11 protein-coding genes are annotated in these 15,414 nt (G+C 37.8%); 1 reads left to right on the top strand and 10 read right to left on the bottom strand.

Translation table 11 applies throughout. The features are described 5' to 3' along the window. Window positions 1-8: 8 nt before the first annotated feature. From U9R83_RS01030 to mscL, 3 genes are all read right to left on the bottom strand, one after another. A complete protein-coding gene (locus tag U9R83_RS01030) occupies window positions 9-551 on the bottom strand; it encodes a helix-turn-helix domain-containing protein (RefSeq protein ID WP_013054985.1) in 543 nt (180 codons plus the stop codon). 195 nt (window positions 552-746) lie between these two features. Continuing rightward, complete coding sequence (locus U9R83_RS01025) at window positions 747-2,816, bottom strand: LTA synthase family protein (protein ID WP_208732798.1); 2,070 nt, start codon at window positions 2,814-2,816, stop codon at window positions 747-749. A gap of 195 nt (window positions 2,817-3,011) precedes the next feature. Then, a complete protein-coding gene (mscL, locus tag U9R83_RS01020; protein ID WP_013081402.1) occupies window positions 3,012-3,407 on the bottom strand; it encodes a large conductance mechanosensitive channel protein MscL in 396 nt (131 codons plus the stop codon). Between the two features lie 281 nt (window positions 3,408-3,688). Between mscL and U9R83_RS01015 the strand changes: the two genes are divergently transcribed. Continuing rightward, window positions 3,689-4,225, top strand: coding sequence for a L,D-transpeptidase (locus tag U9R83_RS01015; protein WP_182421757.1), 537 nt, complete (start codon window positions 3,689-3,691; stop codon window positions 4,223-4,225). A gap of 37 nt (window positions 4,226-4,262) precedes the next feature. On the opposite strand, the gene U9R83_RS01010 is transcribed toward U9R83_RS01015, so the two are convergent. The 7 genes from U9R83_RS01010 to glmS form a co-directional block, all read right to left on the bottom strand. Then, entirely contained in the window at window positions 4,263-4,748 is a 486-nt protein-coding gene (locus U9R83_RS01010; RefSeq protein ID WP_208732799.1) for a VOC family protein, read from the bottom strand. An 89-nt stretch (window positions 4,749-4,837) separates the two neighbouring features. After that, window positions 4,838-5,980: a mannitol-1-phosphate 5-dehydrogenase gene (locus U9R83_RS01005; protein ID WP_208732800.1), complete on the bottom strand. Its 1,143-nt coding sequence runs from the start codon at window positions 5,978-5,980 to the stop codon at window positions 4,838-4,840. A gap of 5 nt (window positions 5,981-5,985) precedes the next feature. Continuing rightward, window positions 5,986-8,076, bottom strand: coding sequence for a BglG family transcription antiterminator (locus U9R83_RS01000; protein WP_226556531.1), 2,091 nt, complete (start codon window positions 8,074-8,076; stop codon window positions 5,986-5,988). Window positions 8,077-8,136: 60 nt separating this feature from the next. Continuing rightward, window positions 8,137-10,029: a PTS mannitol transporter subunit IICBA gene (locus U9R83_RS00995; protein WP_014461992.1), complete on the bottom strand. Its 1,893-nt coding sequence runs from the start codon at window positions 10,027-10,029 to the stop codon at window positions 8,137-8,139. 160 nt (window positions 10,030-10,189) lie between these two features. After that, window positions 10,190-11,527, bottom strand: coding sequence for an SH3 domain-containing protein (locus tag U9R83_RS00990; protein ID WP_208732802.1), 1,338 nt, complete (start codon window positions 11,525-11,527; stop codon window positions 10,190-10,192). A 143-nt stretch (window positions 11,528-11,670) separates the two neighbouring features. Next, window positions 11,671-12,387: a YebC/PmpR family DNA-binding transcriptional regulator gene (locus U9R83_RS00985; protein ID WP_013054976.1), complete on the bottom strand. Its 717-nt coding sequence runs from the start codon at window positions 12,385-12,387 to the stop codon at window positions 11,671-11,673. Between the two features lie 861 nt (window positions 12,388-13,248). Further along, a complete protein-coding gene (gene glmS, locus U9R83_RS00980; RefSeq protein WP_014461996.1) occupies window positions 13,249-15,051 on the bottom strand; it encodes a glutamine--fructose-6-phosphate transaminase (isomerizing) in 1,803 nt (600 codons plus the stop codon). Between the last annotated feature and the right edge of the window lie 363 nt (window positions 15,052-15,414).

Raw genomic sequence — 15,414 nt, 5'->3', positions numbered from 1 at the left:
CTTTTGTTCTATAAATAAGACTCTGTCGCCACGATAATTAACTCTGTTATTCCGTCATGAGCATTTAAAATCTGATGTTCTTCAGAAGCTTGAAAATAAATGGTTTCTCCTTGTTTGGCTTCATATATTCTGCCTCCAAGCTTCACCTTCACACACCCGCGCAAAATGTAGCCAAACGTTTCTGAAAGGGAAGGCTCAAATCTCTTAAATGCACCTTTTTCATGAAGAATAAGACGAATTGGCTCCATTTCTTTTTCATTTGATTCATGTACAAGCCACTGAATATGGTAACCTTTTTCATCTTCGCAATAACTCGTGTAGTCTTCCTCTCTGTATACAACCTTTTGAACATGCGTATCAATTTCGAAGAATTCTTTCGGCTCGCACCCTAGCACTTCCAAAATACTAAAAAACGTTTCTAAAGACGGCGAACTTAAATCGCGCTCTAGCTGCGAAATATAGCCTTTGCTTAAATCAGTACGTTCTCCTAACTCTTCTTGTGTTAAACCTTTTTTTAATCGTAAATTTTTAATTTTCTTTCCTATTTCCATACTCTCGATCCTCAACTGTATTTAAAATTAGCAAACAGCATGAATGATTGTTCATGCTGTTCCAAACTCAGGTTTTGTTTTACTTAACTTAAAGTTTACTTTTAACCTTAAAATATTATACATGAATTATTTTTTAGTACAACCTTAAACACTTAAAAAATAAAAACTCCTTTTATTTAAAAGGAGTTTTTATTTTTATTTATACAACTTATGCGTTTCATACTGTTTCCCGGATAATGTATCAAACTCAACTTCATGGTAATCTTGAAGGTCTTTTGCAGCCTTTTTAGAGAGCGCTGCCGGATCATCCACTAGCTTTCCTTTTGAATCTATATACATATTTGAACGAAAAGCCGGCACTTCTGTTTTCATTTGATTCAACTGATCGTAGAACAGATTACTTTTGTAACCAAGAGATTGAACAAGCGTCGGAGCAATATAAATAGGACTCATCGTACCGAGATTTTTATCTATTTTCGTATCGTAATTAGATAAAAATAAGAGTGGCGTCTCATAAAATTTTTGAGATGTTTGCTGCGTTTTCTCGTTTCCAAAGCCCGTTTCTTTGTAAGCTTGAAGATTTTGTCCAAGTGCTGGCAAATGATCTCCCCAAAATACTACAATTGTCGGCTCGTCCAGCTTTTGAATTTCATCGTTCAATCGTTTTAAAGCAGCATCTGAACGTTTAATTCCTTCAGCATAAATTTCAATTTCCTTTTGCATTTCCGGTGACAACCCTTTACCGGTTACTTTAATTGTTTCCTGACCATTATACTTATCGGGTGAGTAAGGAAGATGATTTGCAATCGTTACAGCATGCACAAATGCAGGCTTTTTCGACTGACGAAGCGTATCGAGCACTTCATCAACTACCGCTTCATCGGAAACAAATTCTTTGTTATCTTTTTGGGTATGCTTCATTTCATCGATAAACTTCACTTGATCAAACCCCAAATTTGGATACACATTTTGTCTCATATAGAGCATGCCGCTATTTGGATGCATAGCTGTTGTAACATAGCCTTGTTTTTCTAAATAAGAAACAAAAGACGGATACTCTTTTTTACTCAATACATGCTGATAAGGAAGGCCTCCAGGGTTAAAGAAAGACAAAGAGTAGCTCGTTAGCGCTTCAAACTCCACATTAGCTGTCTCTCCGCCAAACGAAGGGCTTAAAGACCATCCAGAAGGATATTTCTTTTGAAGTTCTCTTGTATTTTTCATTGGATCTTCAGAGAACGTCACGTTAAGCTTTGTTGGATCCCAAAACGTTTCGTTCATCACAAACACGACGTTTGGTTTGACTTCAGCCTTGCTTTCTTGTGTTTTCTCTTCCTGTGACTGAATGCGCTTTGCCACTTTGGCCATTACTTCCTGTGAGTAGTCATCCGGCTCTTGTAGCACATCTGTTTTAACATTTGAAATCATCCCAATAACAGGTCCATTATAGTAATAATTATTTTGCTGATTCCAAGGCATCAGCGCAGCATATTGATCATAATATTTTTGAGCAAACGAGTGTTCAAAGAATAAAAATGATTTCATTAAAAAGATAAGTGGCAAAATCATAATAATTCGAAGAAACCATCGAATTTTGATTTTCGGCAAGAAAAACCAAAGAGCGATCAGTACAACGATTGATCCAATAACTCCTATTACAATAGGAATTGAAATCGAATCTTTAATCATCGGAATAACTTCTTTTAACTGACTCGCTTGAATAAAATCGTTCGGAAACAACGGTTCATTTCGAAAGATTTTTTTGTAATAGTTTACGAGAGCCAAAATAAAATACAGAACGAAGGTAATTCCAGACCCTAAATAAACTTCCCCCACTAGCATAATGATCGCTAGTGTTAACAGCGAAAGTAAAAATACCGTAAAAAGATAGCGTTCGGGGTATGCTTGCATCCACTCTATTGTTTTGCCTGGATTATGTATATCAATATGATATATAACAAAAACCATAGCAGAAACGGCTGCTACCGCAATTGAAAACACAATTGCCGTAAAAATGGCGTACCACTGTGAACCTTGTATTCTCTCTATCTGATTAAATCGAAGTAGCAAATAGAAAGTGAGCGCCCATAAGACAAGTGAGCATCCCCCTATTAATACGACGAACCCAGCTGTATGGATTTGGGCCCAGTCAAACAATATCTTTGTGTCATTTGATATATTAAGCATCACAACACTGTATAAAAAAACGCTAAGCAGCCCATACGCCACCAGCATTGGCAAAGAACGATACAAATGTTTAAACATAACCTTAAGCCTCCTATTTACAATATCTTAACACTTTTAATATGATTTTAACATTCCTATCTCTCTCGCTTTCACGCCTAATTTTCCCATGATCATACCACTAACATTTCCCGAGAAATTTCACACGAAAAAAGCCCGCTTTTCTTATGAAAAGACGGGCCTCTTAGCCGTTTTATACGTATGTAAAAATTGCTGCTATGAACGCTCTTTCACTGCTTCTGCTTTTAGCAAATCACGAATTTCTGTTAAAATTTCTTCTTCTTTTGACAGAACAGCCACTTCTTCCTCTACTTTCTCTTCTTCTTTTCTCTTAAAACGATTAAAGAAACGAATAAATAAGAAAATCGAGAATGCGACAATTAAAAAATCAACAATTGTTTGAATAAAAGACCCATATAATACCGTAGCTTTCCCAACTGTAAAGGATAAATCTTTAAAGTCTATCCCTGCTAACAACAAACCAATCAGCGGCATAATAATATCATTTACAAGAGACGTGACAATTTTCCCAAATGCCGCTCCAATAATAACACCGACTGCTAAATCTAATACGTTCCCTCGCAAAGCAAACTCTTTAAATTCTTTAAGCATCTGTTTGTTCCACCTCCTGCCCTTCATTTCAAACTTTCATGATAATACATCCTAAATTAAACAGACAAGGTGCATTTTCATTTTTCTCTTTTTCATGAGATATGTACCAGACCTTTAGTTGTATTTCTGCCCAGATTTTTACTTTATATTCGCGCATAAATAAAAACGGACTTTCAGTTTTCATTCAGATAAGGTTCATGTTCAGTCCATTTTTCTTTTATACACTAATAGCATGTAATTCATCAAATATATAAAAGAACAATAGAGGAGATGGCTAGAACGTGAGAAAAATTCTACTGCGAGCAGCTGCTTTGTGTCTCGCAGCTATTATCAGTATTTCATATACAGCAAGCACGGCGGACGCAAGTGAAAACACAGCAAGTGAAGATTTAATTATTATTAATAAAAAAACAAATCAGCTTGCGTATTTTCATAACGGAGAGTTAGAAAAGACGTATTCAGTAGCTACGGGAAAAACATGGAGCGATACGCCAGTAGGTTTTTTTAAGATCGTTAACAAAATTAAAAATCGTCCTTACTATACAGGGCATATTGCAGGAGGCGCGCCTAATAACCCTCTTGGCTCTCGCTGGCTAGGGCTTAATGCAAACGGAACAACCGGCGACACATACGGTATTCATGGGAACAACTCAGAAGCTAGCATTGGCAAATATGTGAGCCACGGCTGCGTACGGATGCACAATGCGGATGTGGAAGAACTATTCGATAAAGTAGCAGTAGGAACATCCGTAACTATTACGTATTCATCAAAAACCTTCGAAGAGTTGGCAAAGGTATATGGCTACGGGCAGCTGTGAAAAAATAAAAGCTTATCCAAAAAATGTGGATAAGCTTTTATTCTTCTCTATTCCCATACATGAGCTCCGTACTATGTGAATATAGCTCAATAATATTCCCAAACGGATCTTCGCAATAAATTAAATAATAAGGTTTTCCAGGTCTTGCATTCCATACTTGGCTGCGCTTTTTACCGCCTGATTGTTCAATTTTATCCGCTAATTTTTCCACGTCATCGGCTATTAAACACATGTGAAAATAACTTTGATACTGCTCATCGCTTTCTTTTAATACAAGAGGCATTTGCGGCTTATTAAATTCAAACAGTTCAATGCCTACCTGGTTATCAGCTGTCATGTGAGCATTTTTCATTTTTTTAATATGAGACCCCAGTAAATCTTGAGTCATATTTTCAGCTTGTTCTTTCTCTGCATTAAACGTATAAGGACCGGCAATCAGCTTAAAACCTAAAACTTTCCTATACCACTGTACGGCTTCTTCTACATCAGGTACAGCTAATCCAACGTGAGTAATAGCTACCATTTTATCATCCTCCTATACACAAACATTCCCTTTCTACAAAAAGAAAAACAGTCCATTTAAAATGGACTGTTTACACGCACTAAATTCATTTACGATTTTAAAGCATTATATTGAGCAATGATTTCTTTTGTTAAATCATTACTTGCCTCTAAACCACTAACCTCTTTTAATACATACTCAATACCATACTCATGAATATTCGCTTGAAGCTTCATAGCCTCTTTATCTTCTTGCGGGTCAAATAGAAGCGCAGCAGCGATGGCCTTCGCTAAGTGGGTATACGAAAGGCCCGCTTTTTTTGCTTCTAGCGCTGGACGAATCAAACGATCCTGAGGTCCAAGCTTGCGAATTGGCGCTCTTCCTACCCGTTTAACTGAATCATTTAAATGAGGATTCTTAAAGCGCTCAATAATTTTTACGATGTAGGCTTCGTGTTCCTCTCTATTTAAAGCATATCTCTTAATTAGATAGTCTCCTGTTTCTCGTAGCGTTTGCTGTACTTGTTCGTAAATATCTGAATCTCTTAACGTTTGATCAATCGTTTCTTTTCCTTTTAAATAACCAAAATATGCGATCACCGCGTGTCCCGTATTCACTGTAAATAACTTTCTTTCAATAAAAGGAGCAAGGTCAGGCACAATCGTCATTCCTTCTACAAAAGGAATATCTTCAGGTGCCTCTACTACCCATTCATAATAGGATTCTACTAAAACATCAAGCGAACCTTGGTTGTGTTGAATAGGTACGATACGATCTACAGCTGAATTGAAGAAAAAGACCTTATTTACCATATGAGCTTTTGTCTCTTCATCCAGCGCATCAAAAATATAGCCTTTTAATAAATCTGTGGCAGAGATTTGATTTTCACATGCAATAATATATACATTTTCGTCGCTTGTTTTCACACGCTCAGCCAAGCCTTTAGCAATTAAAGGAGCAATTCGCGGCAGAACGTTCGGTCCGATGGCCGTCGTAATGTACGTTGCTTCTTTAATCGCTTTAATGACTGCTTGTTCTTGTGTCAGATTATTTAAACCAGATACGTTTTGAACAGCTAATGTCTCTGGGTGCTCTGCGGCTGTTATTACGTTATACCCTTCATCTGTGTTTAACTGATTAATAATCTTTTCAGCAATATCTACGAATGTAACGTAATAGTTGCTTTGAGAAAATAATGCCCCAATAAATCCTCGCCCAATATTGCCTGCTCCAAAATGAACTGCTTGTTTCACAAAAATCATTCCTTTATCAAATTATTTCGAAGGTACTCATGAAACGTATCCTCTAGCCTTTTGCGAATTATCTCTTCGTTCGAAGAAGAAAAAACCATCATTGCTTCATGATCTTCAATTAAACTTGTACTAATTAAACTTAAGATTTCTTGCTGTGCTTCACTTAACTCCTCAGGTGCAAGCATTAATAGAAGGTTACGCGCCTGCATGTTTGTTCCGTCCATACCTTTAACTGTGCAAGGCTGTTCTAAATGTGAAACTTGAAAGATCAGCTCTTTCACGTGATGTTCACGGCAATGGAACAGTGCCATACTCGTTTGCGGAATACCTAAACCGCCTTTGTTTTCTCGTTCCTTAAGCTGATCAATAACGCAGCTGGCATTGGTTATTAAACGTTCTTTTTCAGCGGCTTTTACTACGTGCGAAATCACTTGATCATGACTCACTGCATCCGAAAATCGATACATTCTAAGGTTTTGAAGAATTGACTCGATACTTCCATGCACATCTTTAATTTGCTTCATCGTTTCCTCAAAAGACGGTTTTTCTGTAGAAACGGTCTTATTTTTATATTGAAACGAGCGATAGTCCTTATCTTTGGTTAACTTTTGAATGTTTTTCTGTAAAAAATTCTGGACGGATTGAATATCCTCTTCGGTTAAGAGTGGATTAACTAAAATGTAATCTACATTTAAAAAAGGAAGTCTTACTGTTGAAATCACTACGTCATACCCTTCAAGCGCGGCTTCTTTGATTTCTTTTACCGATTTAATGACAACTGAATTAATCTCCGGAATCTCTTTACGAATACGGCTAGCTAACATTTTTGAGGTGCCGATTCCAGTTGGACAGACAATCAGCGCCTGAATTTCCATGACTTCTTCTTTTAGCACTAGCGTTGAACCAAAATGTAAAACAAGATATGCCACTTCATCATCTGGAAAAACTAAATCCGGCAGCTCTTGATCGATACTGTTTCTTACAGCCATAAATAAAACCGGGTACTTTTTCTTAATCTCTTCTGTTAACGGATTAAAAAGCTCCATTTTCTGCTTAAGACGAAAAATTGCCGGTTCCATATGAGCAAGCAGCCCTTGGTAAAGGGAAAAATCACCGGTTAAGTCGGTGTTAAGCTGAACAGAAACATGAGCAATCATATTCTTAATAATCTGCCCAACCACTACGCTGTCGTAATATACGTCTCTAGTAGTTTGGAACTTTGCTGCACGCAGCCGTACTGCTAAGAAATGAATATCTTTTTCCGTGAAAGAAAGGGAAAATACCCGTTCAATTTCGCGGCAAATATCCTTCATTAAGAACAGTTCACTCGCCAGCTCTTCCGTTTGGCCGCCGTCGCCTTCTAGATACATTTGCTTTTTCGTTCGCTGTATCATAATGCAAATATGAACAATGAGCCCTATATAATCGCTGTCAGCCAGCTTAGAATGATGCTGATTAATCGCTTGATGTACAATTCGGTCTACTTCTGCCAAATAATCCGGATAAAAATAATGCAAAATCTTTTCATTCGTATGCTGCTGATTTTCTACTAGAAACAAGCACTCAATTAACTCTTCATTAAAGTGAACAAGAAAATAATTAGCTAATGCCTTTCTTTTATTGGCTTCAGTAGCTTGAACCTCTACTCCCACCCCTCTTTTTCGGTGAAGAAAAACGTCAAATGTGGTTAACCACTCCGTGAGTTCATCTAAATAAGCAGTTAGTGTAGTAATACTTACTTCTAAGTCTTTAGCCAGCGTTTGTAATTTAAATGAATCTCCTTCTTCTAGAAGAAGAATTAAAAGAATTAATTTTCTTTCCTGTGGAGACTGATCCGTCGTTTTAATCTTCATCAGCTCTTGGATAAGACGAAAAATTTGTTCATTTTTACCTTCAATCATTAGTCCTTCATCTTGTGTACGAATCAGCTTCAAATCAAATTTCTCAAGTATTGATTCAACTGCCTTTAAATCTCGGTGAACGGTTCTTACACTTACATTCAAAAAAGTAGCAAGTGTAAGTGCTGTATGCTTTCCTGCCGTTTTAATAATTAACTCAATGATTGATTTTTCTCTTGAAGTAATAAACAAGAACATCAACTCTTTTCTTATTTATAAACAAAGGACAAAAAGGCATCTTCATGCCTTTCTATCCCGTTAGTTACTTTGAATAATAGCCATTAATTCTTTAGCCGATTTGGCATGAACCATCTTTTCAATATTGTCCATATCAGAACATGTAATCGCGATACCAGATAAAATTTCTAAATGGGTGCCGTCTTTTCCGGCAATTCCAAAAATTAAACGAACTTTCTCACCATCAAAATAAACGCCTTCTGGAACTTGAATCACTGTAAAACCTGATCTTAAAACGTTCTTTTTCGCTTCTTCCGTACCGTGCGGAATCGCTACGTCATTTCCCATATAAGTAGAAGTCATATTGTCGCGCTCAATCATCGCTTCAACATAGTTTTCTTCTACATATCCGCCTTTTACTAACACACTTCCTGCAAATCGAATTGCTTCTTCCTTAGAAGAAAAGTGCTGATTCAAGAAAACGTTTTCTTCTTTTAATAAACCATCATTACTATCTGTATTATTTTCTACAGATACGTTCTTTTCTTCTTCCGCCTTAGAAGTAGTATGATCATTTTTTAGTTGATCAATTAATTTGTCATATTCCGGGCTAGATAGAAAATTATCAACCGAGATATGATACGCATCTGGAACTTTGTTTTGAGCTCTTGGCGTTAGCTCTTCCTGTGTAATAACGATTTGAGCATCACTTGGAATATTACTGATAGCTGTATTTGTTACCGAAATATTTAAATCTGCTTGTTTAACTTTCTTGCGAAGAAGAGAGGCGCCCATTGCACTCGATCCCATACCTGCGTCACAGGCAAAAACAATTTTTTGAACGCTTGCTGGTACGTCGCCTTGCTGTTTTGTAAAGCTTCCTGCTACAGAGCTCTTCTTGCCCTTCATCTCTTGCATTTTGCGAGCTGCTTCGTCCAAATCTTCTGTTTGCTTGCCCGTTTTTAAAATTAACGAACCTACAATAAACGATACGACGGCTGCAACAAGAACACCTGAGATATTTGCAACATAGCTGCCTGCATTACCTGGTGTAGCAGCTAAAATAGCCAAAATACTTCCTGGTGAAGCAACCGCTTGTAAGCCTCCACCTAAAAGAACAAATGTAAATACGCCGCTCATTCCTCCTAAAATAGCCGCAATGATTAGAAGAGGACGCATTAAAACGTAAGGGAAGTAAATTTCGTGAATTCCGCCAATAAAATGAATGATGGCCGCTCCCGGCGCTGACTGTTTTGCTGTTCCTTTTCCAAAGAAGCAATACGCCAACAGAATTCCTAATCCCGGACCAGGATTTGTTTCTAATAACAATAGAATGGACTGTCCGTTTGTTCGAATTTGTTCTGCTCCGATCGGAGATAAGATACCGTGATTAATAGCATTGTTTAAGAATAAAATTTTAGCTGGTTCAATTAGAATACTTGTAAGTGGAAGAAGGCCATGTGCAACCATCCAATCTACACCCACTACAAGTGCACCTGTAAATCCATCAACAGCCGGGCTAACTCCTAAAAAGGCTAGAATCGCTAGAATTCCTCCAAGAATACCTGCTGAGAAATTATTAATTAACATCTCGAATCCTGTTTTGACTTTACCTTCAATAAACTGATCAAACTTCTTGATGATATAACCGCCAAGCGGTCCCATAATCATAGCGCCTAGAAACATCGGAATATCAGATCCAACGATGACGCCCATGGTCGCTATAGCACCTACAACGCCTCCGCGCTGATCGTGTACAAGCTTTCCTCCTGTGTAGCCGATTAGCAGCGGAAGCAAATACTTGACCATTGGATCCACTAGTTTGGCAAGGCTTTCATTTGGAAAAAAGCCTGTTGGAATAAATAAAGCAGTAATAAGTCCCCATGCAATAAATGCTCCGATATTTGGCATAACCATTGAACTTAGAAAGTTCCCAAACTTTTGTACAGCTACTTTTATATTAGATTGAGCCATTTGCTCTCTTCCTTTCTCTACGTGATGATACTTTAATCGTAAGAGATTAAACGCTTTCATTCAATGAATAGGAAAACTAACTTTGTCGTACCACAGACGGACAAAGCTTTTAATTACATAAAAAAGCAGCTGAATTACACGAATTCAGCTGCTTTCTAACTTAATATTTATCTAATTCACTTACAGGAGATTGAATAATCACCGGATTTTTCTCTGGATTTAACCATTTTAAAATAGAGACAACTTGTTCTTTAGAAGTGGCCGTACATCCTGCTGTATAATTTGTTCCTACATGAAAGAAGATTGCACTTCCCTTTCCTGGGGTTCTAGATTCATTATAATTAATGACAAACCCATAATCATAAGCCGGGATATCCATGTTCTCAGCGCTCGTCCAGCGGCCATTCGCCGGCTTTTGCTGCCACGTATTATATAGAGAGCTTTTTGAATCGTCTACCCACACATCATTTGCTGTAATCTTTCGATATGGAAGCTTAGTTCCAGGATTTGCATAGCGTCCAAATGCTGTGCCAATTGTATATTTCCCTGTCGGAGATTCCATATCTCCTTCTTTTTTAGATAAAGCGAATCCTTTTTGTCCAAGTACACCGTTCGCAGTTAAAACTTGCTTCCATTTTCCATCGACCTTTTCAAACGTTTGAATTTTAGCAGACTTCGTATCGTAGTTATCTGCTGTAACCAAGATGACTTGCTGAGCGTTACCTAACGTTTTAAAAGAATCGACTACGAGCTTTGGAGACGCTGTAGCTGAAGCCTGTACATAGTCACTGCTTACATATCCTGTACGGCCGTTGTAGTTAATTTTATACCAGCTTCCGCTTTTGCCCACCACAGACAGCTTCTGGCCTTTTGTCACACTTCCTATGGATGCATAGCTAGTGCCCGCTCCGCTTCTTACATTCAACGTGCTTGCCGTTACTGTGTACGTTGTGCTTTCTGCCGGCGGCGTTGCTCCTGTTCCCGATACCTGTACGTAGTCACTACTTACGTAGCCTGTACGGCCGTTGTAGTTAATTTTGTACCAGCTTCCGCTTTTGCTCACCACGGACAGCTTCTGGCCTTTTGTCACACTTCCTATGGATGCATAGTTGGTGCCTGCTCCGCTTCTTACATTTAGCGTGCTTGCCGTTACTATGTACGTTGTGCTTTCTGCTGGTGGCGTTGTTGTTCCTGATGCTTGTACATAATCGCTGCTTACGTAGCCCGTGCGGCCGTTGTAGTTAATTTTGTACCAGCTTCCGCTTTTGCTCACCACAGATAGCATTTGACCTTTCACTACGCTGCCAATAATCCCGTAAGTCGTTCCCGCTCCACTTCTCACATTTAGCTTGCTTGCCGTTACTTTATATGTAACTGTCGCTGCATATGCCTTTTCTTGATTTCCCACGATTGAGCCAAAGCCAGGCGTTACAGCCGTTGCAAGTGTAGCTGTTAACGCCATCCCCACCATTAATTTTTTCAACTGCTTTCCCTCCATTTATCTATTATAAAATTCTACTATTTTCTATTCTTAATTCATTATCTTACCATATTCCAAACGAAGGGAAAGGGTCAATAGATGCTTTTCACACGGCCTATAAAAAAAGACAGACCTCTTTGATAGGTCTGCCTCTTTTACTATTATCCTAAATCAACGTTGTGATATACTTGCTGCACATCTTCTAGGTCCTCTAATGCATCAATCATTTTTTCAAACTGAGCTTGTGCATCTTCAGGAAGAGTTACATCATTTTGAGCAAGCATCGTTTGCTCAGCTACTGTAAATTCCGTAATCCCAGCATCGTTGAACGCTTTTTGTACCGCATGGAATTGATCCGGATCAGCATAAACAATTACAGAATCTTCTTCTTCTAAAATGTCACGCACATCTACATCTGCTTCCATTAACAGTTCTAGCGTCTCTTCTTCATCCTTACCTTCTACACCAATAACAGCTGTTGGATCAAACATGTACGCTACTGATCCGCTTACTCCCATATTACCGCCGTTTTTACCAAAAGCAGCCCGCACGTCTGAAGCTGTTCTGTTTACGTTATTCGTAAGAGCATCTACGATAACCATTGAGCCATTTGGTCCAAAACCTTCGTAACGAAGATTATCGTAATTTTCTTCTGATCCGCCTTTTGCTTTTTCAATCGCACGGTCAATAATTGCTTTTGGCACATTGTATGTTTTCGCGCGTTCTAATACAACTTTTAACGCTTGGTTTGATTCTGGATCTGGCTCGCCTTGTTTCGCAGCCACATAAATCTCACGGCCAAACTTGGCATATATACGACTTGTATTAGCATCTTTTGACGCTTTCTTTTCTTTAATATTGTTCCACTTACGGCCCATATTGTTTCACTCTCTTTCAAAATTGAATCTAATAAAATAAATAGGCAATGATATATCCGTCTTTATTATACATCAATTCCCTCTTATCTTTCGAGTTTAATACTTAAAAAAGAAAAGCAATCTTTTGGTATATTTCATTAACTAAATAAATGAGAAAACCATTTGATAACCGGCTGAATGATTTTTGTATATACATTTTTAAGCGGTTTGTATATACATCTCATCCAAATCCACCGTAAAGGATAGTAGATCATATGAATTACAATCCACTTAACTCCTTTCCAGAAACAGAGGAATATACGCTGACAAAATGAAACCACAGGAATAACAATTTCATTGAAAAATGGCAGCACAACATATTTCCAGAAAAGATAACAAGGGTAACAAACTAGATACAACACAGGGTATAAAACGTACTTCCATATAAATCTAGTTATAGGCAAAAAACATCGTTTCCAAACGAAGAGAATAAAAGGATAGATGAGGACACTCCATAGCCAAGAAATAGGATAAACGAACAAGAAACGTATAATGTATCTCCAAATGAAATCAATGACAGGTTGAATAATTCTTGTTCCTATCCATATGAGGGGCTTAGCGATAAAATATACCCATAGCTTACACAAAATTTGAAATACAAAATAAAAGGGAAAATACAAGACAAAAAAGATGCCTCGCAACACGTACTTTATACTTTGAGCTACTCCACTAATACTTTTCACTTCCTTTTTTATAAGTGAGTTTCGTTCATTTACCTACTCTATTATATAAAATAAAGTGAGCAAGCAAATATATTTTTTAGCTCAATGAGAATTGTATACAAAAACACCCTTCTATAATAGAAGGGTGTCTAGAACCTTATTATTCTACAGTAACTGATTTTGCTAAGTTACGTGGTTTATCTACATCGCAATCGCGGTGCAATGCAGCGTAGTAAGAGATTAATTGTAAAGGAATAACCGCTGCTAGTGGTGAAAGTGTTTCATGAACTTTCGGAATCACGTAGCGATCTTCTTCTGTTTCTAATCCTTTCATTGAAATGATACAAGGATTAGCTCCACGTGCTACTACTTCTTTTACGTTACCACGGATGCTTAAGTTTACATGCTCTTGTGTTGCTAATGCAATAATTGGCGTATTGTTTTCAATTAAAGCAATTGTTCCGTGCTTAAGCTCTCCTCCAGCAAATCCTTCTGCTTGGATGTAAGAGATTTCTTTTAGTTTTAACGCACCTTCTAAACCTACATAATAATCAACAGAACGTCCAATAAAGAATGCGTTGCGAGTTGTTGCTAAGAATTGAAGAGCAATGCTTTCCATTTCTTCTTTGTCGTCACAAAGTACTTCCATTGTGTTTGCTACGATTGCTAACTCTTGAACTAAATCAAATTCTAATTCAATGCCGCGTGTTTTTGCTGTTACAGCCGCTAGAATTGATAGCACTGCTAATTGAGCTGTATAAGCTTTTGTTGATGCTACAGCAATTTCCGGACCTGCATGAAGTAATAACGTATAATCAGATTCACGAGATAATGTTGATCCCGGAACGTTTGTGATTGTTAACGCTTTGTAACCTAGTTCTTTAATTTGAACTAATACTGCACGGCTGTCAGCTGTTTCTCCACTTTGAGAGATAAAGATAAACAATGGCTTTTCAGATAAAAGCGGCATGTTATAAGAGAATTCACTTGCTACGTGCACTTCTACTGGAACCTTCGCCCACGTTTCAATGAATTGTTTACCTACTAGGCCTGCATGATAGCTTGTTCCACATGCTACGATATAGATGCGGTCTGCTTCATCCATTGCTCCTAAAATGTCTGCATCAATGTGCAGTTCATTGTTCTCATTTTGATACTCTTGAATGATTTTACGAACAACTAAAGGCTGCTCATCAATTTCTTTTAACATATAGTGAGGGTACGTACCTTTTTCAATATCACTTGCATCAAGCTCTGCTGTATAAGGTGCTCTTTCTACCACTTCACCATCAAGCGTTTTAATTGTTACGCCTTCTTTTGTAACAATTACTGTTTCTTTATCCATTAATTCTACGTACTGATCTGTTACTTGAAGCATTGCCATAGCATCGCTCGCTACAACGTTAAATCCTTCGCCAACACCTACAAGAAGCGGGCTTTTGTTTTTAGCTACGTAGATTGTATTTTTATCTTCGTTATCAACAAGAGCTAGTGCATAAGAACCGTGAAGCAAGCTTACTGTCTTACGGAACGCTTCTTCTACATCTAAGCCTTCTGCTGCGATTTTTTCAATTAACTGAACGATTACTTCTGTATCCGTTTCGCTTTTAAACGTTACATCTTGTAAATATTCACGTTTCAAAATAGCGTAGTTTTCAATTACACCGTTATGCACAAGTGTGAAGCGTCCAGATGTACTTTGATGCGGGTGAGCATTTTCTTGGCTTGGTACACCATGAGTTGCCCAACGCGTATGACCGATACCTGCTGGTGCTACAACACTGTTATCTACTGCCTGACGCAATTCTGCAATACGGCCTTTTTCTTTGAATACGTGTACGCCTTCATTGTTAACCACTGCAATACCTGCTGAGTCATAACCACGATATTCTAACTTTTCAAGACCACGTAATAAAATTTCTTTCGAATCTTCTGTTCCAATATATCCTACAATTCCGCACATAGATAAAATCCTCCTTCATGTATGAAAAGAGAGTCTCTTTTCATCATCAATGATTATCATCTCAATGCTTTTGTCCAATAAGTCACCTCATTGTTTTTCACATCAAGTTTTCGGCCGTGATAATCAACAACCGGGAGGCATCCGCCGATACTTCGATAAACCTCCTCCTCGTCAACTAAGTCGTTTCCGTCCCTTTACTTAGTTCAGGCGCTTTGTATTCACTTTTAAAATAGATTGTTCACTCCTTTACATAAATTAAGAGACGAACAGATTTAATATTACAATAAGAAGTGAGAAAACGTCAATTATCTTCTTTACTATCTGTAAAAACAGCCTTTAGCATCAGATAATTTCCAAGAATTT

The sequence above is a fragment of the Priestia sp. LL-8 genome, assembly GCF_036227845.1.
Classification (GTDB): Bacteria; Bacillota; Bacilli; order Bacillales; family Bacillaceae_H; genus Priestia; species Priestia zanthoxyli.
This window is presented reverse-complemented; position numbering and strand designations above follow the sequence as displayed.

Coding starts and splice junctions, on each gene's coding strand:
- U9R83_RS01030 (WP_013054985.1), bottom strand. CDS start 551: ATGGAAATAGGAAAGAAAATTAAAAATTTACGATTAAAAAAAGGTTTA.
- U9R83_RS01025 (WP_208732798.1), bottom strand. CDS start 2,816: ATGTTTAAACATTTGTATCGTTCTTTGCCAATGCTGGTGGCGTATGGG.
- mscL (WP_013081402.1), bottom strand. CDS start 3,407: ATGCTTAAAGAATTTAAAGAGTTTGCTTTGCGAGGGAACGTATTAGAT.
- U9R83_RS01010 (WP_208732799.1), bottom strand. CDS start 4,748: ATGGTAGCTATTACTCACGTTGGATTAGCTGTACCTGATGTAGAAGAA.
- U9R83_RS01000 (WP_226556531.1), bottom strand. CDS start 8,076: ATGTTCTTGTTTATTACTTCAAGAGAAAAATCAATCATTGAGTTAATT.
- U9R83_RS00995 (WP_014461992.1), bottom strand. CDS start 10,029: ATGGCTCAATCTAATATAAAAGTAGCTGTACAAAAGTTTGGGAACTTT.
- U9R83_RS00990 (WP_208732802.1), bottom strand. CDS start 11,527: ATGGAGGGAAAGCAGTTGAAAAAATTAATGGTGGGGATGGCGTTAACA.
- U9R83_RS00985 (WP_013054976.1), bottom strand. CDS start 12,387: ATGGGCCGTAAGTGGAACAATATTAAAGAAAAGAAAGCGTCAAAAGAT.
- glmS (WP_014461996.1), bottom strand. CDS start 15,051: ATGTGCGGAATTGTAGGATATATTGGAACAGAAGATTCGAAAGAAATT.